At 54.1% G+C, this 21,887-nt stretch carries 17 protein-coding genes; 12 read left to right on the plus strand and 5 right to left on the minus strand.

Annotation, left to right across the window (positions count from 1 at the left end):
- Nucleotides 1-117: 117 nt before the first annotated feature.
- Nucleotides 118-996: a hypothetical protein gene (locus ACX1DY_RS13930; protein ID WP_458964793.1), complete on the minus strand. Its 879-nt coding sequence runs from the start codon at nucleotides 994-996 to the stop codon at nucleotides 118-120.
- 125 nt (nucleotides 997-1,121) lie between these two features.
- On the opposite strand from ACX1DY_RS13930, the gene ACX1DY_RS13935 reads away from it, so the two are divergent.
- Nucleotides 1,122-2,063, plus strand: a complete 942-nt coding sequence (locus tag ACX1DY_RS13935) for a zinc-binding dehydrogenase (protein WP_458964794.1) — start codon at nucleotides 1,122-1,124, stop codon at nucleotides 2,061-2,063.
- 213 nt (nucleotides 2,064-2,276) lie between these two features.
- On the plus strand, nucleotides 2,277-4,076 hold the full coding sequence (locus tag ACX1DY_RS13940) for a peptidoglycan D,D-transpeptidase FtsI family protein (protein ID WP_458964795.1): 1,800 nt from the start codon (nucleotides 2,277-2,279) through the stop codon (nucleotides 4,074-4,076).
- On the opposite strand, the gene ACX1DY_RS13945 is transcribed toward ACX1DY_RS13940, so the two are convergent.
- On the minus strand, nucleotides 4,037-5,230 hold the full coding sequence (locus ACX1DY_RS13945) for an AI-2E family transporter (RefSeq protein ID WP_458964796.1): 1,194 nt from the start codon (nucleotides 5,228-5,230) through the stop codon (nucleotides 4,037-4,039). The genes ACX1DY_RS13940 and ACX1DY_RS13945 overlap by 40 nt on opposite strands.
- A gap of 199 nt (nucleotides 5,231-5,429) precedes the next feature.
- Here ACX1DY_RS13945 and ACX1DY_RS13950 point away from each other — a divergent pair, with 199 nt between their 5' ends.
- Nucleotides 5,430-6,809: a polysaccharide deacetylase family protein gene (locus tag ACX1DY_RS13950; RefSeq protein ID WP_458964797.1), complete on the plus strand. Its 1,380-nt coding sequence runs from the start codon at nucleotides 5,430-5,432 to the stop codon at nucleotides 6,807-6,809.
- Nucleotides 6,810-6,979: 170 nt separating this feature from the next.
- Here ACX1DY_RS13950 and ilvD read toward each other — a convergent pair whose 3' ends face one another.
- Complete coding sequence (ilvD, locus tag ACX1DY_RS13955; RefSeq protein ID WP_458964798.1) at nucleotides 6,980-8,665, minus strand: dihydroxy-acid dehydratase; 1,686 nt, start codon at nucleotides 8,663-8,665, stop codon at nucleotides 6,980-6,982.
- A gap of 303 nt (nucleotides 8,666-8,968) precedes the next feature.
- Nucleotides 8,969-10,009: an acyltransferase family protein gene (locus ACX1DY_RS13960; protein WP_458964799.1), complete on the minus strand. Its 1,041-nt coding sequence runs from the start codon at nucleotides 10,007-10,009 to the stop codon at nucleotides 8,969-8,971.
- Between the two features lie 207 nt (nucleotides 10,010-10,216).
- Between ACX1DY_RS13960 and ACX1DY_RS13965 the strand changes: the two genes are divergently transcribed.
- The 3 genes from ACX1DY_RS13965 to ACX1DY_RS13975 are packed head-to-tail and all read left to right on the plus strand — an operon-like array spanning nucleotide 10,217 to nucleotide 12,529.
- The gene (locus ACX1DY_RS13965; RefSeq protein ID WP_458964800.1) at nucleotides 10,217-10,957 is read left to right on the plus strand and encodes an alpha/beta hydrolase; all 741 of its coding nucleotides are present in this window, start codon (nucleotides 10,217-10,219) and stop codon (nucleotides 10,955-10,957) included.
- Between the two features lie 33 nt (nucleotides 10,958-10,990).
- A complete protein-coding gene (locus ACX1DY_RS13970; RefSeq protein WP_458964801.1) occupies nucleotides 10,991-11,758 on the plus strand; it encodes an HAD family hydrolase in 768 nt (255 codons plus the stop codon).
- Nucleotides 11,759-11,791: 33 nt separating this feature from the next.
- Entirely contained in the window at nucleotides 11,792-12,529 is a 738-nt protein-coding gene (locus ACX1DY_RS13975) for an NAD-dependent protein deacylase (protein WP_458964802.1), read from the plus strand.
- A gap of 708 nt (nucleotides 12,530-13,237) precedes the next feature.
- On the opposite strand, the gene ACX1DY_RS13980 is transcribed toward ACX1DY_RS13975, so the two are convergent.
- Nucleotides 13,238-14,095: an AraC family ligand binding domain-containing protein gene (locus ACX1DY_RS13980; RefSeq protein WP_458964803.1), complete on the minus strand. Its 858-nt coding sequence runs from the start codon at nucleotides 14,093-14,095 to the stop codon at nucleotides 13,238-13,240.
- Nucleotides 14,096-14,330: 235 nt separating this feature from the next.
- Here ACX1DY_RS13980 and ACX1DY_RS13985 point away from each other — a divergent pair, with 235 nt between their 5' ends.
- The 6 genes from ACX1DY_RS13985 (at nucleotide 14,331) to ACX1DY_RS14010 (ending at nucleotide 21,705) form a co-directional block, all read left to right on the plus strand.
- On the plus strand, nucleotides 14,331-15,509 hold the full coding sequence (locus ACX1DY_RS13985) for a galactokinase (protein ID WP_458964804.1): 1,179 nt from the start codon (nucleotides 14,331-14,333) through the stop codon (nucleotides 15,507-15,509).
- Between the two features lies 1 nt (nucleotide 15,510).
- Complete coding sequence (gene galE, locus ACX1DY_RS13990; RefSeq protein ID WP_458964805.1) at nucleotides 15,511-16,497, plus strand: UDP-glucose 4-epimerase GalE; 987 nt, start codon at nucleotides 15,511-15,513, stop codon at nucleotides 16,495-16,497.
- A 65-nt stretch (nucleotides 16,498-16,562) separates the two neighbouring features.
- The gene (locus ACX1DY_RS13995) at nucleotides 16,563-18,143 is read left to right on the plus strand and encodes a UDP-glucose--hexose-1-phosphate uridylyltransferase (RefSeq protein WP_458964806.1); all 1,581 of its coding nucleotides are present in this window, start codon (nucleotides 16,563-16,565) and stop codon (nucleotides 18,141-18,143) included.
- Nucleotides 18,144-18,296: 153 nt separating this feature from the next.
- Entirely contained in the window at nucleotides 18,297-19,460 is a 1,164-nt protein-coding gene (locus ACX1DY_RS14000) for an iron-containing alcohol dehydrogenase (protein WP_458964807.1), read from the plus strand.
- A 179-nt stretch (nucleotides 19,461-19,639) separates the two neighbouring features.
- Entirely contained in the window at nucleotides 19,640-20,176 is a 537-nt protein-coding gene (locus tag ACX1DY_RS14005) for a protease (RefSeq protein ID WP_458964808.1), read from the plus strand.
- A complete protein-coding gene (locus tag ACX1DY_RS14010) occupies nucleotides 20,176-21,705 on the plus strand; it encodes a flotillin family protein (protein ID WP_458964809.1) in 1,530 nt (509 codons plus the stop codon). The genes ACX1DY_RS14005 and ACX1DY_RS14010 overlap by 1 nt, the downstream gene beginning before the upstream one ends.
- Nucleotides 21,706-21,887 lie beyond the last annotated feature (182 nt).

The raw sequence follows: 21,887 nt of genomic DNA on the forward strand, positions 1-21,887 counted from the left end.
TTAAGCAGACAAGCAGCAGGCAATAAAAGCTTTCTTACACGGCTGCATCCCTCCAAGTCGCTAGGGATGCGGCTTTTTCCCGTGTTTTTCATTGCGACGATGGCGATAACTCTAAGGTTAGACGAATTCACAATCAGCAGGACATCCCAGGTTCTCGAAAACTTTACGCGCGGCAGCATCGACCGGCAGGAAAACCTCAATTTGCGGATATACACGGCTTGCTGCGGAAATCGAAACCTGTCTGTAGCGAATGGGAACAAGCTCGCCGGAGCTTTCCATTCTGGCTAATATGGTTTGCGTATGATCAACCTTTTCCCCTGCATCCTGCTCATTCAGATATTCGTCCACGTTATATTTCTGAAATCTATGAAACAATTTTTGATACCACGCATCATAACGGGAGAGCATGTGCTCCCTCTTGATCGCGTGTATCCCGTTTATGGCGTGTGCCTTCCATTGCTCAAATGACGCTTTGTCGAAAGTGGAGCGGGGCCGGATAGGCAAATCGGAATTAAAATGAAAATCGACCCTGTTCATTAAGCCATCGTACGAACGGTCGAGTGGGATATCGAACAAACGGCGAAACGGCTCGTTAACCCCCTTGATGTCCTGTGTGTGCGTTACGATCATGGCGGGAAAGGGAATGCCTCTCATCGTTTGATGCGCCCACTCCAATGCATGCTCCAGTGCCCGTCCCTCCAATTCAGTCTGGATCGGAAGATAACCTGCTGCCAAAAGCAGATCGTTACGCTCGTCAAAAGTACATTCAAGATATTCAGCAATATGGATGATCGTCTGACGAGCCGGTATGCGGCGGGAACGCCCAACCAGCAGATTTTTATACGAAGGGAAGGCCACGTCGTTCAGCTCCTGTTGGGTAAATCGCTTCAAGAACGGGTGAGGCCGATCGGCAAGCGCGTGCTGGCGTTTCATCCGCAACGCTTCAATCTCTCCCAATACGATTTTAAGTCTGGAATTCTCTGTATGTATGTCCATCTTATCTTCCCTTCTTTTACGAAGTGTAGTTCTGCACTTGGGCCGATCATTGATTTAAAGTATACTCCTCAATGAAATCGAAAGTCATCTAATGACACACAACCAATCCATGGAGGAGATACAATATGATTCGTGCCATTGTAGTTGATCCGCTTACCCCGTCACATTTGGCGTTCAAGGAAGTTGATGCACCACAGGCCCAGCCCTGGGAAGCGCTCGTGCAAGTAAAGGCCGTCTCTCTCAATCGCGGTGAAGTGATAGACGCCAAGGATCAGGAAGTATCTAGCAGACCTGGCTGGGATTTCGCCGGAATTGTCATCGAGCCGGCTAAGAGCGGCGCAGGTCCGCAAAAAGGGGCCCGGGTTGCCGGTTTGCTCCCGATGGGGGCGTGGAGCGAGCAGATTGCTGCCCCTGTATCGATGCTGTCCGAAATCCCGGACAAGCTCACTTTTACGGAGGCGGCGACCTTACCCGTAGCCGGCCTGACGGCGCTTAATGCACTCCGAAAAGGCGGTATGCTGCTCGGCAAGCGCATTTTCATTACAGGCTCTACCGGCGGAGTTGGGCTGTTCACCCATCAGCTTGCGGTCCTGTCCGGCGCATTCGTCGTAGGTACGGCCAGCACGGAAGAGAAGGCCGTGCTTGTTCGAGAGGCTGGAGCCGACGAAGTGGTCATTGGATATTCGGCAATTTCATCAGCCCGCAAATTCGGGCCGTACGATCTGATCATTGATTCGGTAGGCGGCGATACACTGGCGGCGTTGCTGCCGCAGCTTGCGCCACAAGGCATTTGCGTTGCGGTAGGATTTTCCTCTGCGAATACGGCGACGATCGATATAATGAATCTGGTGACCAGCGGAGGAAGAACCTTGTACAGCTTCTTTCTTGGAGAGGAGCTCACTCGTCAATCAGCCGCGAACGATCTGAGCTTGCTGGCCCGGCTGACCGCAGACGGACGGTTAACGCCCCGGATCGAAGTGGAGGCGCCTTGGAGCGAAATTGACACCGTCGCCCGCAATCTGATGGAGCGGAAATTCTCCGGAAAAGCCGTGCTTCACTTAGGTTGATTGTAAAGATAAGTCTTAGGCATTATCTCCGCAGCCGCTTCTTCCATTTGGAAGGAGCGGTTTTTTCGACGCGTAGCCGTTTCCACTTGGAGTATGAATAAAAACTGGCAGCAGTTTGACTGGCTTCCAGGGTTATTCTGAAGTGGTTCTGTGGGCATAATAAAGGCCATGAACCCTGTCAGCGTAAGGATACTAACTTCAGGAGGAATGGTCTTGCATAAGCTTAACCGTAAACGTATATTTTGGGGTTCACTTCTTCTGGCTATGCTCGTTGCGGTGCTGATTCTCAGGTTGGCATGGGTGCAATTGCTGCTGAAGGACAGGAAGGTTCCGGGAACGGAGTATCCCCTGTCCAAGATGGCGGAGATTCAGAGTGAACGGGAAACGGTGCTGGACAGCGGGCGGGGCCGCCTGTATGACAGGAACGGACAGCCGCTTGCCGGCGAGACGGTGTGGACGGCGGCTTTTTTTCCGCAGGAGGAGACTGCGGAAGGGGCGGTAGACAGCGCTGCGGACAAGGAGAAGCTGCAGCGGCTTGCCACCGTGCTCGGCGTGACTTACGAGCAGCTTCAGGCAGGGCGCAGCGGGCTTAAGCAGCCGCTGCTGTGGCCGTCCGGCCGCGGCAAAAATCCGCTGGAGCTGACCCAGGCAGAGGCGGATGAAGTGGAGCGGCTTGGTATTGACGGTGTGCGGGTGCTGCCCTTTGCCCGCAGATACGAGGGGGAAGCCACAGGCCGCCAGTGGCTGGGATATCTGTCCGAGGCTTCGGCAGCGGAAATCAAGGAATCGCCGACCGGCCTGCGGGTCCCTCTGACAGGGACCGATGGACTGGAGAAAACGCTGGAGCCACTGCTTAAGGGGGTAGGCCATACTGAAGCCTATGCGCAGGTGGATGCGCAAGGCAACCGTCTTCCAGATAGCCCTATTCGGGTAAGAGCGCCGGGAAATCCGTATTACCCGCTGTCCTTATATACAACGATTGATAAGAGTCTTCAGGAGAGGATTGAGAAGCTCGCCTCCAAGGCGGGAGTCAAAGAGGGGGCGGTTGTGGTTCTGGATGCAGCAAGCGGAGATATTGAGGCAATGGTATCATTGCCGTTCTATGATCCCGGGCATATCTCGCCTAAGGGAGGGGAATGGAACAACCGGGCGCTGCAAGCGGTGGTTCCCGGCTCGATCTTCAAGATTGTTACCGCCGCCGCTGCATTGGAGGCCGGGGTCACTTCGCCCGAGGAAAACTTCTATTGCTCCGGGCATTACGGCAAATACGGCTTGTCCTGCCTGAAAGGCAAAGGACACGGCTCCCTTACGATGGCGCAAGGGTTCGCCGTGTCCTGCAATACTGTATTTGCTTCGCTGGCCGAGCGGCTGAGCGGGGCGCAGCTCCAGGCGTCAGCGCTGGCGCTTGGCCTGGGGAGAGACATTAGTTGGCAAGCGGAGAACACGCTTGGCGTGCCGCTGCTCCGTCCGCTGGCCGGGGAGCAGCCGGGAACAATCTTTACCACCCTGCTGCCCGATGACGGCGGGGCCAGGGTGCAGACGGCGATTGGCCAGCGTGACGTCAGAATCACGCCGCTGCAGGCGGCGAACCTGCTGGTTACGCTGCTGCATGGGGGAGAGGTCCGGGCGCCGCGTATTTTACAGCGGGTCGCTTTTGCCAACGGCCAGACGCTGCAGGAGCTGCCGGGACATCTGGCACCGGCTCCCCAGGGCAGAATATCCCCGGACACGGCCCGGATACTGCTGTCCCTGATGCGCAAGGTCGTGACCGAAGGAACCGGCAAAAGCCTGCTCGGCACAAAGTGGCCCGTAGCAGGCAAGTCGGGCACAGCCCAGACGCTGGTCAATGGAGTGCCGCGCAATAACCAATGGTTCATCGGCTACGGGCCGGTGGATCACCCGAAATATGCAGTATCCGCTCTGGTGGAGAATGTGGCTCCGGGGAGTCCGCATGCTGCTACCAAGCTGTTCGGTCAGGTATTTGAGCTGCTGGCTGAATCTTCTGGCGCTTGAGAACCGGAAGGTTCACCCGAAGCCGGGTCACCGGCAGCCGAAGACGAGCTTGCTGCGAACGGTGAGACAATGAACTCCTCCTGGGGCAGAAAGATCCATCGCTGGAGATAACCCTGCTGGATCAGCTCCTTAACCAGGATGAGCAGAATCGGCGAAAGAATCAGCCCGGCTACCCCGAACAGGGAGCTGGACAGAATGACGAACGAGAGCATCAGGAAGGCGGAAGATACCCCGATGGAGTTGCCCATGATCTTCGGCTCCAGCAGCTGGCGCACAATCAGCACCACCACAAGCAGAACGATCATTCCAATTGCAAGCGGGGTATTGCCGATAATGAACAGGTATACAATCCAGGGAATCAGCACCGCCGACACGCCGAGCAGCGGCAGCACATCGACTACGGCACAGACGAGCGCCATTGTAATTTCATTTCCGGTCTGAAGAATGAAGAGGCCGATCAGCACAATCGCAAAAGTAATGCTGATCAGAATCAGCTGTGCTTTTAAATAGGAACCGATTGCCTTAAAGACATTTCCCTGTAAAAAAGCGTACGCGGTCTTGAACGTCTTGGGCATTTTATCATGCGCGATTTTCTTCCAGTCCTTGATTTCCATACTGAGGAAAAACGCCAGAATGATCGCAATGCCGAAATTGGCCATAAAAGAAGAGAAGGAGCCGAGAACTCCGATCATATACTTGAAGAAAGCGATCATCCATTTAGAGAGAACATTGGTTGCGTCCGTAAAATAACCGTTAAGTTTATCCGTAAGATTAGGCGGCAGTGCTTCGATTCTGTGCTGAAGGTAGCCCGTAGCCTCGGCAAATTGCTGCTGGACCACATATGTATATTTAGGAAGGTCGTCTTGAAATTGAAGCGCCTGCATAGTGATTAGTAGTCCGGCACCGAATAAGGCGCCCAGCAAAATAATCAGAAACAGTATCACGGAAATGGCGGAGGCAAACGATTTGGCCATCCCCCGGCGGTTCAGAAAACGGGCCAACGGCTCGATCAGAAGGAATACGAAAAAAGATAAAAACACCGGCGCTGCTAATCGGTACAGCGTGCTGAAACCAAGCATCACAAGATACACGGTAAGAACCACCAGTCCAACATCAAAGATGGTGCGCCAATATTTTTTGTACAGCGGCAGCATAGATATAAACGACTCCTTTTTGTGTATGATGATTTTTATGAATTAGCTTAAATTCATTGTACACGATTTTAATAAAAAAGCGTCTATTTCTTTAATAGCTGTGTTAAAATAGGGGGTAACGTTTTTTTGTGGGAATCTGCTCACCTGGAAACCTGAGGTATTTCACTCAAAGTCAACTCTGAAAAAGCGGGGAATTTACATGCAGACTTTGCTGCTCTGGTTATTTTACATCTCAACCTTTTATGCGTTTATCCCCGGTATGATCAGCCGGATATTTGGATATCGTGTCTTTCGCAAAGGGACTGGACGCACTGAATTTGCCCTAACCTTTGATGATGGGCCGGACCCGCATTATACACCGCTTCTGCTGGACCTGCTTAAGCGCTATGAGGCAAAGGCAACCTTTTTTGTCGTTGGCTCGCATGCTGAACAGAATCCGGAGGTTATCAAGCGGATGCATGATGAGGGGCATTTGATCGGGATTCATAATTATGTGCACAAAACGAATTGGCTGATGCGTCCGGCTACCGTCAAACAACAGATTCAGCGTACCGATGATATTATTTACAGTATTACCGGCGAGCGCAGCACGTATTACCGTCCGCCGTGGGGAATTGTCAATCTGTTTGACTTTTCCAAACGCCGTCAGGTGCAGATCGTTCTTTGGTCGGCTATGTTCGGCGATTGGAAGGAGAAGCTGGGCGCAGATCGGCTCACCGAAAAGCTGCTTAGCAAGCTGAATCCGGGCGAAGTGATGCTGCTGCATGATTGTGGCACTACACTGGGAGCAGACCCGAACGCGCCAGAGCATATGCTGATTGCCCTGGAACAAATGCTGGAGGAGGCACAGAGACGCGGACTGCGCAGTATCCGGGTTGATGAGATGATCAAGAATATGCAGAATTCTCCGATCTATCGTCTTTCCTTTGGTAAGCGGCTGCTGGTTCGTTTATGGCTGGTCTGGGAGCAAGCCTTTCAGATGATGTTCCAGGTCAAGACTATTTCACCGTCAGATCCGTTCCTGCACTACCGTCTGCGCAAATATCAAGGCGAACCGGTGCAGCTGGAGGACGGTGAGCTGCTGAAGAAAGGCGACAAGGTCATCGAGCTGCATATCGACAACAGGCAGTTGTTTGAGCTGGGTGTCCGTTCCCGTTCTTCAGCCCAGCTTGCGATCCGTCTGATTCGTCACATGGAGAAGGATATGCCGATGCTTGCGGAGCGGATTGCCGGGGATGTGGATTTGGCTGAAGCCAAAGCGCTGTACGGTGTCAGCATGATCAACCGGGGGCCGGAGAAATTCGGGTTCATGGTTCTCGATTTACCGAAGGGCTGGTTCGCCCGCTCCACCAAATTCTACTTAAGCATTTTGCTGAGCGTTATTCATCCGGCGGGCAGTGCAAGGCTCAAGGAGCGCAGCGAGGTGCTGGTTCCCAAAATGATGCTGATGTCGATATCCCATTTGCTGGACCAAATGAATCAACAGCGTCCGCAGAAACCTGTGAAGCCGCGTGAGCTGGTAAGGGAAGAAGAGCTGTCCCTGGAGGCCGAACTGCCTGGAGCGACAGCGGTACACTAAAATGGTAAATGCAATAGCAATTATAGGATAAGCTTCCGTGGCCTTTGGTTATGGGAGCTTTTTTATGTTTGGAAAGGTGGCGGCAAAAGTGTTGCCCGTAAAAAAAAGCGTCCCATAACCACCTAACTAATGTGGTTGTGGGACGCCTATTTATGAGTATGTCTATCCTGCTAGATCTTTAATACGCCGCCCTTGCTGGCATTGGTAACCAGCTTGGAGTAGCGGGCCAGATAGCCGGTTTTGACCTTTGGCTCGAAGCCTTTCCAGCCGCTGCGGCGGACTGCCAGAACTTCCTCGTCCACCAGCAGCTCGATCTTGCGGTTATTGAGATCCAGCTCGATGATATCGCCGTCTTCGACAAAAGCGATAGGACCGCCTTCCGCTGCTTCAGGAGAGATATGGCCGATGCTGATGCCGCGCGATGCGCCGGAGAAGCGGCCATCGGTGATCAGGCCGACCTTGGCGCCAAGACCCATCCCAACGATCTGCGAGGTTGGGGCCAGCATTTCCGGCATGCCCGGTCCGCCCTTCGGACCTTCATAGCGGATCACGACCACATGGCCTTCTTTGACTTTGCCGTTAGCGATGCCTGAGAGTGCTTCTTCCTGGGAATCGAAGCAGATCGCCGGGCCTTTATGATAGCCGCCAACGGAGGCATCTACCGCGCCGACTTTGATGATGGAGCCTTCAGGAGCCAGATTGCCGTACAGGACGGACAAGCCGCCAACTTCAGAATATGGTTTGTCTAGCGGATGAATGACGCTCGTATCCAGAATCTCATGGCCGGTTACATTCTCGGCCAGCGTTTTGCCGGTAACGGTCATGCAATCACCGAAGATTGCTCCCGGTTTCTTAAGCAGCTCGTTCAGCACGGCGCTTACGCCGCCTGCCCGGTCAACGTCTTCGATAAAGATATCGGAAGCCGGAGCCAGCTTAGCCAGGTAAGGTACACGGTTCGCTACTTCGTTGATGCGCTCCAGCGGATAGTCTATCTCCGCTTCCTGAGCGAGTGCCAGTGTGTGAAGCACAGTATTGGTAGAGCCGCCCATTGCCATATCAAGCGCGAAGGCATTGTCGAGCGATTCCTTGGTTACGATATCACGCGGCTTCAGGTCCAGCTTGATCAGCTCCATGAGCTGGGTTGCCGATTTGCGGACGAACTCTCTGCGTTCTTCGGCTACCGCGAGAATGGTGCCGTTGCCCGGCAGAGCGAGGCCCAGCGCTTCCGCCAGACAGTTCATTGAGTTCGCTGTGAACATACCGGAACAGGAGCCGCAGGTTGGACAGCCGTATTGTTCAAGCTCAAGCAGCTCATCATCGTTGATTTTGCCGACCTGGTGAGCGCCGACGCCTTCGAATACGGAAGTGAGGGAGAGCTTTTTGCCTTTGCTGTCCACGCCGGCCTTCATTGGGCCGCCGCTGACAAAGATCGTCGGGATGTTGACGCGCAGAGCGCCCATCATCATGCCCGGGGTGATTTTATCACAGTTGGGAATGCAGACCATGCCGTCGAACCAGTGCGCGGAAACGACAGTTTCCAGGGAATCGGCAATGATCTCGCGGCTGGGCAGGGAATAACGCATCCCGATATGACCCATAGCAATTCCATCATCGACACCGATGGTGTTAAATTCAAAAGGAACGCCGCCGGCTTCGCGGATCGCTTCCTTGACGATTTTACCGAATTCCTGCAGATGCACGTGGCCTGGCACAATGTCGATATAGGAGTTGCAGACCGCGATGAACGGCTTGCCGAAATCCTCCTCTTTTACGCCGGCTGCACGCAGAAGACTGCGGTGCGGAGCGCGGTCAAAGCCTTTTTTGATCATGTCTGAGCGCATTTTCTTGACTGCCATGATGACATTCCCCTCCTAAATGATGTGTGAACCGATATAGTGTCGCATTAACGCATTGCAATCCCAAAAGCTGCGCAGCTGCGGTTTATAGAATGAACGGGGTCCAGCTTCTTGCAAAAACAGAAGGAGGGCGAAGCCGTTTCTATAAAATTTAAGCGGATATAATACGAACGTTATAAGAGAGTCTATCATAAAAGGCCTCTTTTTTCTACCGGACAATGTGAAGTTTGTCGTTAACCGCTTTCCTTGTGAAAAGGCAAATGCTGCCTATCCCTACGCGGACAGGCAGCATTTGGAATGATATTACAGGGAACGGCGCAGAGCGGCGCGCTGCAGGGTGATCATCCAGTCCACGGACGGCTCGACCAGCGGATGAAGCAGCTTCTTGACTGCGGGGTGGGCCAGCAGCACTGTGAAGGAAACCGCGAACAGCAGCACAAGCGCAGCCCCGGCGGCATTGCCGAGATAAGCGTATATTCCCGAAGCGGCAGCCAGCCGGACAACAAAGCCATGCAGCAGGAAGACATATAACGTGCGGCGCCCGTAATCAGTCATCCGGCTCAGCCGGTAAGGCACCCACCCCAGAAAAGCGAGCGAAGCGGCAAGCTGCAGGCCGTACATCGCCAGACGGTACACACCGGCGTACCATTCAGTGGCTCCAAGCTGCATATAGGTCATGCTGCCGTAGAACCAGCCCAGCGGAAGGTCCGAACCCAGTACGCCGAGAAGGACCAGCAGCAGAACCGAAAGGGCGGAGGCAGCGATTTTGACATATTTCTTGTAGAACCGGATAAAGGCATCGAAGGAAAAATGATAGCCAATCACAAAAAATGGCAAATAGATAAAGGTACGGCTGATACTGAACCAGATCCCGTCAAGCTGCAAGTAGCCTACTGCAACGCCAGCCGAGACAGCGAAGATGATTTGTGCGGATTTGCTCCATCTGCTCATGCCGAGCATCAGGAGACGCCAGCAGGCATGACTGGCCAGGAACCAGAGCAGCAGATAAGGTGCGAAGAAGGAGTGATGTATATTAGTGACATGGAAGAGGGAAACGTCAAGCAGCGAATACAGGCTTTGAAAAATAAGGTATTGAAGTCCGATTTGCATCAGCACTCTGCGGCCTGCGGTCCCGGAGAGGCTTGATCTGGCGAAATAGCCGGTTACAAGCACGAACAGCGGCATATGAAAACTGAATATCCACAGGTACAGACTGTGCATTCCGCTCATACGGCCAATCAGAGGTTCAATGGCGTTGCCGGCAAAGACAGTGACAATAAGCATGAAGCGCAGATTCAGAAAAAATGTGTCTCCGCGCGCTGCAAGGGGGCTTTCTGCTGCCATGACCTAACCTCCAATATAGTTAGCCAATAGTTGTGCCAAGTTGATTATTTTAATTTTAAAATACAAGATTTTCGGCAAATCAATTGTGAATTAGATCACATTAGTAAGCGCTATCACGACTGGTAATTGTGGCGATGTGTTGAAGGTTGTTTGAATTCATTGATTCCTCTATAATTTTCTGTAGGCAGTACCGGGGAGTGAACATTATTGAAGAAAAAAATAACGAAACGCCGCGTTCTCTTAGGAATTGCAGTCATCATAATTGCGGCTGGGCTGTTACTTTGGAGATACTTAATCCCTTATGCTCCGGAGGAAAAAGCGGAGAACGCACTGCTCTCTTCGGGCGGGGTTAGCGTGGAACAAAATGATAACTGGATTTCATTTGAGCCTTCCGCCATACTTGGCGCGGCAGTCATTTTTTATCCGGGCGCATTGGTAAAGGCAGAGGCATACGCACCGCTCGCCAAAAAAATCGCCGCAGCCGGCCATCCGTTCTACATCGCCAAAATGCCGCTGAATCTTGCGGTGATCAAAAGCGATGCGGCAGATGACATCATCCGTGTGCATCCCAATCTGACCTTTGTTCTGGGCGGCCATTCGCTTGGCGGCGTAATGGCCTCGCGTTATGCGGCGGACCATGCTAACCAGTTGGAGGGTGTTTTTTTTCTGGCTTCTTACCCGGATGAGAAGGGCAGTCTGAAGGACACCACGTTGTCCGTCCTGTCGGTGCTAGGTACGGAAGATAAAGTGGTGGACCAGGCAAAATACAATGAAGGCCGCTCCTATCTGCCTAGCAATACGGTGTATTATTCGGTCAAGGGCGGCAATCATGCCCAGTTCGGGAGCTACGGCGAGCAGAAAGGGGACGGGAAAGCGACGATTACCGAGGAAGAGCAGCAGATCCGCACAGCGAGGACCATGCTGGACTGGCTGGGAAATCTTCGTTAGTCCTGCACCCCGTTTACGGAGAGGAGCCGGAGAATGGCTGTATTGCATGTAAACGATTTGTCTGTGCCCTGCAAGGGCATATTGTTCGACAAGGACGGCACGCTGCTTGATCTGCTGGCTACCTGGGGAGCTTGGGCGGAAATCATGCTGAAGGGTCTGGAGAATCAGCTAGAGATCATAGGGAATTCGGGAAGTTCCCGTATTAATATAGCGAAGGTGCTTGGCACGGTCCACGATGCCGCCGGCAAGGTGGTTGGCTATGACGCCGCCGGTCCGCTAACTATGGCAACTGCCGAGGAGACGAACGGGATTCTCACCTGGCAGCTTTACGCTGCCGGAGTGCCCTGGAACGAAGCGATAACCCGTGTAACCGCCATCGGCAAGGAGGCGATGAATGAGCTGCGCCGCCGCCGGACCGCAGTGCCTTTGCCGGATTTGCTGCCTTTTCTGCAGCAGTGTGCGGCAGCTTCCATGAAGCTGGGCGTCGTTACCTCCGATGGGGCCAAAACTACAGGCGAGCAACTGGAATGGCTCGGTGTCGCCGAATATTTTCATACGGTCGTTACGAGGGACAGGGTGACACACGGCAAGCCCGCGCCTGAGATGGCCGATATCGCTTGCCGGGAGCTGGGTCTGAGACTGGAAGAGACGGTGATCATTGGCGACAGCAATGCCGACATGCAGCTTGGCAAAAACGCAGGTCTGCGCCTCTCCATCGGAATCTCCGCAAACGGAAGGACCGGTCATTTACTGGATGCGGATACTATTATTTCCGGCTATCATCAGCTTCGCCTTACTTAATGAATTCTATATGGAAAGGATGCGCATGAGATTATGGAGCAATTGCAGACACTGGTTTCCTGGATTAAGGATAGCGGTAATATTGTTTTTTTTGGAGGCGCCGGAACGTCTACGGAAAGCGGGATTCCGGATTTTCGCTCTGCGGCAGGCCTGTATCAGACTCAGCATAATTCCCCGTATCCGCCTGAGGTGATGCTGAGCCGCAGCTTTTTTATGTCCTACCCGGACATTTTTTTTGATTTTTACCGCAGCAAAATGATTCACCCGGAAGCGAAGCCTAACGGGGCCCATCTGCTATTGGCAGAACTGGAGCGCCAGGGCAAGCTTAAGGCGGTCATCACGCAAAATATCGACGGCCTGCATCAGCTTGCCGGCAGCAAGCAAGTACTTGAGCTGCACGGCTCCATTCACCGCAACCATTGTATGGATTGCTCGCGTTATTACGGCCTGGAGCAAGTGCTTGCCTCCACAGACAGTGTTCCGCGCTGCCCTGAGTGCGGCGGGATCATTAAGCCCGATGTGGTGCTCTACGAAGAGGAGCTGGACCATGATGTGCTGGTAGCATCGGTAGCGGCGATTGCCGCCGCAGATCTGCTCATTATTGGCGGCACTTCGCTCACGGTTCAACCGGCGGCCAGCCTGATTACCTACTTCCGCGGCCGGCACACGGTGCTGCTGAACGGTGAGCCGACCCCGTATGATCATCAGGCGGATCTGATTCTTACCGAACGTATCGGTGCAGTGATGGGCAAAATTCAGGAGCAGCTATGAAACATCTTCTATCTTGGGGCTGCTGCGAAAGTGTTCGAACTAGGGGAGAATAATTCAAAAATGACCTCATAATCCATAGTTAGTGGAGGACGAGGTCGTTTTTTATACCCATATTTCTGTTCGAAGTGGGAGATGCGTCAAGCGGAGTTTCCTGGCACGAAATGCCGCCGATAGCCGAGGTATCCAATAATTTGCGAGCTATGTGGGAAAAAGTCCAATTAATCCGCGACATTTGCCCCTTAGAACACCCGTAGTGGGAAAAAGTCCAACTAATCTGCTCCATTTCAAGCAATCATCCCCGTTTGCCTCAAAATAGGTGGACAAAATCCCACTAACCCATCTCTACGCGAAGGACTTGCCCGGATTAGTTGGATAAATTCCACTTTGCATTTATCCGAAGACGGATATCATGAGTGGAGCGGAGGCAAGCTGTAATGGACAGAAGCCCCGCACTACTCTCCGCACACGTTGATGATCCTGGGCTGGCGGGGCGACCATCGGTTGTCGGTCTACCTACCCTGCTGCCAAGTCCGAAGTCCGGCAAGGGTCAGCGCCTAAGCTCTTCGCCTGTACCGAGCTCTCCGCCTGGCTGAAGCTCCCTCGTAGGCTAAGCTCAACGTCTGCATCAAGCTCCCTCTCCTGGAGCCTATGCTCCTCACTTGGGCCAAATTCCTTGCCTGCTCAGGCTCCACACCTGGCCCCCCTCAGCTATTTCTCTCCGTGCCTCGCTGTCGCAATGCGGTAGGAGGTGGGCGACTGGGCGCAGAAGCGTTTGAACTGGCGCGAGAAGTAAAGGGCATCTGTCAGTCCGACAGAGGCGGCAACCTGCTCGACGGACAGCTCCGGGCGTTCACGGAGAAGCTGCCGTGATTTCTCGATGCGCAGCTTCAGCAGGTAGGTGACGGGCGACAGGCCGGTCTCCTGCTTGAAGATCCGCGACAGATATGCACGGTTGTAGCCGAGGCTGGCGCACATTTGTTCAATGGAGACAGGATGGGCGTACTGTGCAGCCATGTAGTGGATCATTTGCTTCACGGTGCGCTTGACCTGCGATTCCGCACCGGGCAGCCTTGAGGAGGCGAGGAGCAGCTCCGCCGCTTCGCCGACGAGCAGATAGAGATAGCCCAGCGAGGTTAGATGGGCGCTCTCTTTGCCCGCATAGAAGGCACTCATCATCCCGGCCAGCGCGCCGGGAAAGACACTGCCTTCGGCGGTGGACAGAACCGGCTTCTGCGGAGTGAAGCCGGCCTGCAGCACGAGCGCATCCGCGTCCGTGCCGGTAAAGGCCGCCCAGCGGTAACGCCAGGGCTGCTGCTGGTCCGAGACGTAGCTGACGAGCTGGCCCGGATGGATGAGGAAGCAGTCTCCCGGGCCAAGCTCGTACTTGTGCTGCTCGGTCCGGAAGGTTCCAGAGCCGGACTCGATGAAGTGCAGCAGGTAGTAGTCGTAGATTTTGGGACCGGCCTGATGCAGCGGCCGGGTCTGGCTCTCGCCGGCAAAAAGCACATGCAGATGCTGACCATCGTAAACCACGGGATTTGATCCTACAGAATAAGTATGTTCCACGCTGGAACCGCCTTTCTTTCGTTAGCGCTGCCACTGCTCTAAGGGCGGATAAATGCAGCGGATGCAGTTCTCCCTGATTATATCGCTTACCTTTTGAAAAGTCACATTTATCCATACATTACACACATGATTGCATTATCAGGGCAAGTCTGATTTTATTATAATGTAAGCATAAACACAGCAATACGATTTTCCAAAGTTGAAGCGAAAAGCAGCGAAAGGATGGAGTGCAATAATGAGCATTCAGGATCTGAAGGTCAAATTTATCGAGAAATACGGAGAAAGCACAGAGGAGGCGCGGGTATTCTATGCTCCAGGGCGGGTAAATCTCATCGGAGAGCATTTGGACTACAACGGCGGGTATGTGTTCCCGGCAGCGCTGGACTTCGGAACCACACTGGTCGTGCGTCCGCGCAGCGACGGCAAGGTTCAGTTTGCATCAACGAATTTCCCATATGAAGCTTCTATTGACTACAGTGAAATCGGCAAAGCCAAAACCGGGGAATGGGTAGACTATCCGGTCGGCGTAATGGTGGAGCTGGCGAAGAAGGATATTCCGGTATCCGCAGGCTATGACCTCCTGTTCCACGGCGAGATTCCGAACGGCTCGGGCCTGTCCTCTTCGGCTTCCATCGAGGTCGTAACCGGGTACGCCTTCCTGACGCTGCTTGGCGGAGATACGGATACGGTGGAAATCGCCTTGCTGTCCCAGCGTGCAGAGAACCAGTATGTCGGCGTGAACTCCGGGATTATGGACCAGTTCGCGGTAGCCAACGGCAAGAAAGACCAAGCGATTCTGCTGATGTGCGACACACTGGAGTACAGCCTGATTCCTTTTGTGACCGGCTCCTACAAGCTGGTGATCGGCAACACGAACAAGAAGAGAGGTCTGGTGGACTCCAAGTACAACGAGCGCCGCAGCCAATGCGAGGAGGCCCTGGCTATTTTGAAGCAGGAGGTTCCTAGCTTGTCTTACCTGGCGGAGCTGAAGCCGGAGCAGTTCGAAGCGCATAAGGACAAAATCACTGACGAGACCGTAAGACGCCGTGCCCGCCACGTAGTGGAAGAGAACCAGCGCGTACTCGACTCTGTTGAAGTGCTCAAGAAGAACGACCTGAAGCAATTCGGTCAATATATGAATGATTCCCATGTGTCGCTGCGTGACCTCTATGAAGTGAGCTGCCTGGAGCTGGACGTGATGGTGGAAGAAGCACAGAAAATTCCTGGCACACTCGGCTCACGCATGACCGGCGCGGGCTTCGGCGGCTGCACGGTATCGCTGGTGCATGAGGATGATGTTGAGCGGTTTATCCGTGAAGTAGGCGAGGCCTACACAGCCAAGACCGGTCTGGTCGGCGAGTTCTATGTATGCGGAATCGGCAATGGCGTTGAAGAACTGAAAGGAGTGAAGTAAGATGGCGATTCTGGTAACGGGTGGAGCAGGGTATATCGGTTCCCACACAGTGGCGGAGCTGCTGGAGCGGGGAGAAGAGGTTGTAGTCATCGACAATCTGCTGACAGGGCACCGCGAGGCGCTGCTGGGCGGCAAGCTGTATGAAGGTGATCTGCGTGACAAGGTAACGCTGGCTAAGCTTTTTTCGGAAAATAAGATCGACGCAGTTATCCACTTTGCCGCAAGCTCCCTGGTTGGCGAGAGCATGAAGGACCCGGTTAAGTACTACGATAATAACGTATATGGTACACAGTGTCTTCTGGAAGCGATGCAGCAGGCCGGTGTGGACAAAATCGTCTTCTCCTCCACAGCCGCAACCTACGGCGAACCGGAAAAGGTGCCGATTGAGGAAACCGACCGCACGGAGCCGGCGAATGTGTACGGTGAAACCAAGCTGACGATGGAACGCATGATGGCCTGGTTCGACAAGGTGCTGGGCATCAAATATGTGGCGCTGCGCTACTTCAATGCCGCAGGTGCGCACAGAAGCGGCAAGATCGGCGAGGACCACCGTCCGGAGAGCCATCTGATTCCGCTAGTGCTCCAGACCGCGCTGAAGCAGCGCGAGAGCATTGCAGTGTTCGGTGACGATTACCCGACAGAAGACGGAACCTGCGTGCGCGACTATATCCATGTAAGCGATCTGGCTGATGCCCACGTGCGGGCGGTAAACTACCTGCGGGACGGCAATGCCAGCAACGTGTTCAACCTCGGCAACGGACTGGGCTTCTCTGTCAAGCAGGTCATTGAAACCGCCAAGAAGGTGACCGGCCTTGAGATTCCGGTGGTCATTCAGGAGCGCCGCGCCGGAGATCCGGCTGTGCTGGTGGCTTCCTCGGCCAAAGCCCGCTCGGTGCTCGGCTGGAATCCGCAGCATGCCGATGTGGAAGGCATCATCCAGAGCGCCTGGAACTGGCATTCGGCTAACCCGCAAGGCTACGGGGAGTAAGCAGCACCCGGGCTGCCGGATACGCTACATGAGGATTACGCTACAGCACATGAAGGAGAATTGAAATGAATAACGACAAGAGTGCCGCTCCCGCCGCGCAGAAGGCGCTGCATGCCATTGAACAGCTGGTGCTGTTTGCACAGCATCAGGGGCTGATACAGCCGGCGGATATCGACTACAGCCGCAATGAGCTGCTGGACCAGTTCGGATTCAGTGAGCCGTATGCAGAGCAATTTGCAGAAGCACCGCTTACGAGTCCGCAGGCGCCGCTGGATGTTCTGATCGACTACGGATTCGAAATCGGACTGATCCCGGAGAATACGGATACGTACCGCGATCTGCTGGACGCCAAAATCATGGGCCTGTTGATGGCCCGTCCTTCCGAGGTGAATGCCGAATTCTACAGCCTTAAGGCTGAAAAGGGCATTCAGGCAGCAACAGACCGCTTTTACAAGCTGAGCATAGATTCTAATTACATCCGTATGGACCGTATTTCCAAGAATGTTTTCTGGCTGCAGGAATCTCCATACGGGGATATTGAGATGACGATCAATCTGTCCAAGCCGGAGAAAAATCCGAAGGAAATTGCAATGGCCCGGCTGCTTCCGCCGCCGGTGTATCCGAAATGCCTGCTCTGCCGCGAGAATGTCGGGTATGCCGGAAGACTGAATCACCCGCCGCGCCAGAACCTGCGCATTATTCCGCTGGAGCTGAATAACGAGAAGTGGTTCTTCCAGTACTCGCCTTACGTGTACTATAACGAGCACTGCATCGTGTTCCATCATGATCATGTGCCGATGAAGCTGACCAAGGATACGCTGAAGCGCCTGCTAGCCTTCGTGGAAGCCTTCCCGCATTACTTCATCGGCTCCAATGCCGATCTGCCGATTGTCGGCGGCTCGATTCTGACCCATGATCATTTCCAGGGCGGACGCCATACGTTCCCGATCCAGAAAGCGCCGAAGGAGGCTACCTTCACTCACGATTCCTACCCGGGCGTCAGCCTCAGCATCGTGAAATGGCCGATGTCGGTACTCCGCCTGCATGGCGGAGATCCGGCGGTGCTGCTGGAATGCGGCAACTCGATCTACGAAGCCTGGAAAGCCTACAGCGATCCAGAAGCCGAAGTATATGCGTTTAGCGATGTGGATGGAGAGAAAACGCCTCATAATACGGTTACTCCGATCGTCCGCCGGGCCGAAGACGGCGGCTTCGAAATGGATCTGGTGCTGCGCAACAACCGGACCAGCGAGGAATATCCCGAAGGGATTTTCCACCCGCACCGGGAGATGCATCATATCAAGAAGGAGAATATCGGCCTGATTGAAGTTATGGGACTGGCGATTCTTCCGGGACGCCTGAAGGAAGAGCTGGATGCCATTTCAGGTATTCTGGCCGGTGATACAGCACTGCTGGAAGCTGTACAGGCTCAGGAGGACCATGCCCTGTCTCAGCATGCTTCCTGGATTCAGGAGCTGGCGGCGCGTTTTGGCACCGCAATGAACCGTGAGGAAGCGGTCAAGACGGTGCAGAACGAGGTCGGCATCAAGTTCACCCATATTTTGGAGCATGCCGGCGTTTACAAACGGACACCGGAAGGCCAGGCGGCTTTCCGACGCTTTGCGCACAGCCTTGGCTTCCAATAAGCTGCAAGCATAGAAATGCCCTCAGCCGCTTTTCCGGTCTGGGGGCATTCTTTTGCGTGAGACGTTTTATCCGGGTTCGATTTGAATGAGGGATATCAGAGGTTTATAATATAATATTGCACCACACTCTTGAACTAATGGAGGTTCAACTATATGCGCAAGTTTGAATTTTATAATCCTACCAAGTTGATTTTTGGGCAAGGAACCTTAAGCGCACTCCAGACCGAAGTGCCGAAATACGGTAACAACGTACTGCTGATGTACGGGGGCGGCAGCATCAAACGCAGCGGCCTGTACGATAATGTAATCGCCGAGCTGAACGCTGCCGGTGCCGTTGTTACAGAACTATCCGGCGTAGAACCGAACCCGCGTCTGTCCACTGTACATAAAGGTGTGGCGCTGTGCCGCGAGAAGCATATCGACCTGATTCTCGCTGTTGGCGGAGGAAGTGTGCTGGATTGTGCCAAGGCAGTTGCGGTTGGTGCAAAATATGATGGAGACATGTGGGATTTCGTAGAGCGCAAGGCGGCTCCGCAAGGGGCGCTGCCGCTAGGTACGGTGCTCACTATGGCTGCTACAGGCTCGGAAATGAACAACGGCTCTGTAATTACGAATGAAGTCACCAAGGAAAAAATGGGCTGGGGCAGTATTCACGCATTCCCTGCCTTCTCCATTCTTGATCCTGTAAATACTTTCTCGCTGCCGCGCGACCAGACCGTCTATGGCATGGTAGACATCATGTCCCACGTACTGGAGCATTATTTCCATACCGATGGAAATACACTTGTACAGGATGGATTCTGTGAGACACTGCTGCGCACAGTCATTGCGACTGCACCGAAGCTGATCGAGGATCTGGACAATTACGAGCTGCGTGAGACGATCATGTACTGCGGCACGATGGCTTTGAACGGAATGGTCAGCATGGGCTTTGCCGGCGACTGGGCTACCCACAATATCGAGCATTCCGTTTCAGCGGTATACGATATTCCGCATGGCGGCGGACTGGCGATTCTCTTCCCGCAGTGGATGAAATACAACCTCAGCACGAACCCTGCCCGCTTCCGTCAATTGGCTGTGAATGTGTTCGGCATTGATCCGGCCGGCAGAACCGACGAAGAGGTCGGTCTTGAAGGTATCGAAGCGCTGCGCAGCTTCTGGGATTCCATCGGTGCGCCGAAGACGCTGGGCGATTATGATATCGACGATAGTGAAATCGGCAGCATGGCCGACAAAGCTGTACGTTTTGGACCGTTCGGCAATTTCCGCAAGCTGGACCGGGAAGATGTTGTGGAGATTTACAAAATGGCACTGTAAGACAGGGCGCAGCTATTCCGCTGAGTACTTAATAATACGTATGAGTAATGAGCCGCTCCCAGTTGGGGCGGCTTTTTCCACATTATTGAGATAAAAACCCAACTTTGTGAAACCAAGGACATGGTTTATACGTTTACACTATTATGACAGTCCGGAAGTAAAGACGGGAGGAGAACAATATGCAAACGCTGTATTTGGGCTGTTTGGCGTTAGGTGTCATTTTTGCCGTAGTCAGCGTGCTGGTGGGAGATCTGATCGGCAGTGCCCTGCACGGGGTGTTTGATGTGGTTACCTTTCATTGGATTAGTCCCGCCGTGCTGGCCGGAGGCATCACCGTATTCGGCGGAGCAGGTCTTCTGCTGACCCGCTACAGCAGTCTGGAGAAAGGCCCGATTCTGGCCCTGTCCCTGCTGACTGCGGCGTTTATGGCGGTCGTTATGTATCTGGGAGTGGTGAAGCCGATGAACAGAAGTGAGATGTCCAGCGGATTCTCCATGAGTGAACTGCCCGGCAAGATAGGGGAGGTTACGGTTCCCGTTCCGGCAGAGGGCTACGGCGAGATTATGGTGAAATTCGGTGCGGGCAACAGTCTGCATACAGCGGCGAGCTTTGACCATCATCCCCTGCCTGCCGGGTGTAAGGTTGTGGTTGTAGAGGTAGAAGAAGGTGTTGCTCTTGTATCTGAATTCGAACAGCGAAGAGGAGTGGATGCGTGATGTACGGGTTGCCAGAATATTTGTTTATTCCTGCAGTGGTGGTTGCGGTGCTCTTGGTACTCGGAATAGCGTTCTGGGCAAGATATAAGACAGTTGGGCCCGATGAAGGGATGATCGTTACAGGGTCATTCCTGGGTAACAATCATATTTCGGATGACGGCTCCGGCCGCAAAATCAAGATTGTCCGCGGGGGCGGGGCCTTTATTCTGCCGATCTTCCAGAAGGCTGAATTCATGTCATTGCTCTCCCATAAGCTGGATGTGACGACCCCGGAGGTCTATACCGAGCAGGGGGTACCGGTTATTGCCGACGGCGTAGCAATTATCAAGGTGGGCAGCTCCACTGAGGATGTGGCTACAGCAGCCGAGCAGTTCATGGGCAAGCCGATTGATGCGTTGAAGAGCGAGGCGCAGGAGGTACTGGAAGGGCATCTGCGGGCGATTCTCGGCTCAATGACGGTGGAGGAGGTCTACCGCAACCGGGACCGTTTTGCCCAGGAGGTCCAGGGGGTAGCGGCACGTGATCTGAAGAAAATGGGTCTGCAGATCGTCTCGTTCACGATCAAGGATGTGCGCGATAAGCACGGGTACCTGGAAGCGCTCGGGAAACCGCGGATTGCCACAGTGAAGCGGGATGCGGAAATCGCTGAAGCGGAAGCGCTGAGAGATGCCCGGATCAAAAAGGCTATTGCCGAAGAGGAAGGGCAGAAGGCAGAGCTTGTGCGCGATACGAATATTGCCGAGGCGTCCAAGGATAATCAGCTTCAGGTCGCGGCCTTCAAACGCGATCAGGATATGGCGAAGGCGGAAGCCGACCAGGCATACCACATTCAGGAGGCCCGCGCCAAGCAGACGGTGGTTGAAGAGCAGATGAAAGTCGAGCTGGTCCGCAAGGAACGCGAAATCGACCTGCAGGCCAAAGAGATACAGGTGCGCGAGAAGCAGTATGATGCCGAGGTGAAAAAGAAGGCGGAAGCCGACCGCTATGCGGTAGAGCAGGCGGCAGAGGCTGACAAGGCCAAGAGAATGCGTGAAGCCGACGCCCTGCAGTACAGCATCGAGACCCAGGCGAGAGCCACTGCGGAGCAGAAGCGGCTGGAAGGCCAGGCGGTGGCGGATGCCGAGCTGGCCAAAGGTAAGGCGGAATCGGAGGTTATCCGGCTGCGCGGTCTTGCGGAAGCAGAGGCCAAAGAGAAGCTGGCGCAGGCCTTCCAGAAATTCGGCGAGGCCGCTGTGCTCGACATCATCGTCAAGATGCTGCCTGAGCTCGCCGGACGCATCGCCGAGCCGCTGGCATCCATCGACAAGCTTACGGTTGTCGATACCGGCAACGGTGAAGGCGCAGCCCGGGTCAGCAACTATGTGACCCAGCTCATGTCCACCGCTCCCGAAATGCTGAAGAGTGTCTCAGGGATTGATGTGGAGACGCTGATCAAGGGGCTGACGAAGGGCTCTGCGGGAACACCGGGGGGCAATCCGGTTCAAGCTGTGCCGCAGTCTTCTGCGGTGACTCAGGAGCTTAAGGAATAGATTGCTTAAGTGAAAAAGATAAAAACCAGCACGTTCCCGTAACCTGGAGATGTGCTGGTTTTTGGTGTCAGCCGCTGGCCGCAGGCAGGCTCAGTGGGCGTGGAGCCGCGGATTTCCGGGAATCGTGCCGACCTGTTGATAAAAAGCCTCCTAAATATATTTCAGGATAATCAGGCCGCTCC

The sequence above is a fragment of the Paenibacillus sp. BAC0078 genome (genome assembly GCF_054483875.1).

What these genes read in the sequence shown, in the direction of transcription:
- ACX1DY_RS14005 (WP_458964808.1), top strand. Translation starts at nt 19,640, where the DNA reads ATGCAAACGCTGTATTTGGGCTGTTTGGCGTTAGGTGTCATTTTTGCC.
- ACX1DY_RS13945 (WP_458964796.1), bottom strand. Translation starts at nt 5,230, where the DNA reads ATGCTGCCGCTGTACAAAAAATATTGGCGCACCATCTTTGATGTTGGA.
- ACX1DY_RS13935 (WP_458964794.1), top strand. Translation starts at nt 1,122, where the DNA reads ATGATTCGTGCCATTGTAGTTGATCCGCTTACCCCGTCACATTTGGCG.
- ACX1DY_RS13975 (WP_458964802.1), top strand. Translation starts at nt 11,792, where the DNA reads ATGGAGCAATTGCAGACACTGGTTTCCTGGATTAAGGATAGCGGTAAT.
- ACX1DY_RS13995 (WP_458964806.1), top strand. Translation starts at nt 16,563, where the DNA reads ATGAATAACGACAAGAGTGCCGCTCCCGCCGCGCAGAAGGCGCTGCAT.
- ilvD (WP_458964798.1), bottom strand. Translation starts at nt 8,665, where the DNA reads ATGGCAGTCAAGAAAATGCGCTCAGACATGATCAAAAAAGGCTTTGAC.
- ACX1DY_RS13970 (WP_458964801.1), top strand. Translation starts at nt 10,991, where the DNA reads ATGGCTGTATTGCATGTAAACGATTTGTCTGTGCCCTGCAAGGGCATA.
- ACX1DY_RS14010 (WP_458964809.1), top strand. Translation starts at nt 20,176, where the DNA reads ATGTACGGGTTGCCAGAATATTTGTTTATTCCTGCAGTGGTGGTTGCG.
- ACX1DY_RS13985 (WP_458964804.1), top strand. Translation starts at nt 14,331, where the DNA reads ATGAGCATTCAGGATCTGAAGGTCAAATTTATCGAGAAATACGGAGAA.
- ACX1DY_RS13950 (WP_458964797.1), top strand. Translation starts at nt 5,430, where the DNA reads ATGCAGACTTTGCTGCTCTGGTTATTTTACATCTCAACCTTTTATGCG.
- ACX1DY_RS13930 (WP_458964793.1), bottom strand. Translation starts at nt 996, where the DNA reads ATGGACATACATACAGAGAATTCCAGACTTAAAATCGTATTGGGAGAG.
- ACX1DY_RS14000 (WP_458964807.1), top strand. Translation starts at nt 18,297, where the DNA reads ATGCGCAAGTTTGAATTTTATAATCCTACCAAGTTGATTTTTGGGCAA.
- galE (WP_458964805.1), top strand. Translation starts at nt 15,511, where the DNA reads ATGGCGATTCTGGTAACGGGTGGAGCAGGGTATATCGGTTCCCACACA.
- ACX1DY_RS13960 (WP_458964799.1), bottom strand. Translation starts at nt 10,009, where the DNA reads ATGGCAGCAGAAAGCCCCCTTGCAGCGCGCGGAGACACATTTTTTCTG.